Source organism: Psychrobacter sp. 1Y4, from assembly GCF_051847555.1.
The window spans coordinates 1-583 of sequence record NZ_JBPYDE010000879.1 but is presented as its reverse complement, the minus strand read 5'-3'; the positions used below and the strand labels follow the sequence as shown (position 1 = coordinate 583).

Sequence of the window (583 nt, the reverse complement as noted above, 5' to 3'; positions counted from 1 at the left end):
CCCACGAGTCCGCCACCGTTTTGGACGGCAAAGCACTTGCCAAACAAATAGAACAGGATCTACGCACGCGCGTGGATGCGATCAAAGATAAAACGGGGCGCACCCCAAGCTTAGCGACGATATTGGTTGGTGACGATCCAGCCTCTGCCACTTATGTCCGTATGAAAGGCAACGCCTGTCGCCGTGTTGGCATGGACTCTATACGCGTTGAGATGCCGAGTGCCACGACCACTGAGCAGCTCATGGCAAAGATTGATGAGCTAAACAGCAATCCAGACGTACACGGCATTTTGCTACAGCATCCTGTTCCTGAGCATATTGATGAGCGCGCTTGCTTTGAGCAAATCGACTTAGCAAAAGACGTCGATGGTGTGACTTGCCTTGGTTTTGGTCGTATGGCGATGCAGCAGTCAGCTTATGGCTCTTGTACACCGCAAGGCATTATGCATCTATTAGAGCATCATAATATCGACCTTGCAGGTAAAGAAGCAGTGGTCGTAGGACGTAGTGCTATTTTGGGTAAGCCAATGGCGATGATGCTATTGAATGCGAACTGTACGGTGACTATCTGCCATTCAAGAAC

Annotated in this window: 1 protein-coding gene; it reads left to right on the top strand. The window is 50.1% G+C overall.

The genetic code is table 11. The annotated features are described in order from the left end of the window. Positions 1–20: 20 nt before the first annotated feature. Positions 21–583 (top strand): tetrahydrofolate dehydrogenase/cyclohydrolase catalytic domain-containing protein (locus tag ACS8FC_RS19370; protein WP_439297987.1); only part of this gene is annotated, 563 nt, incomplete at its 3' end.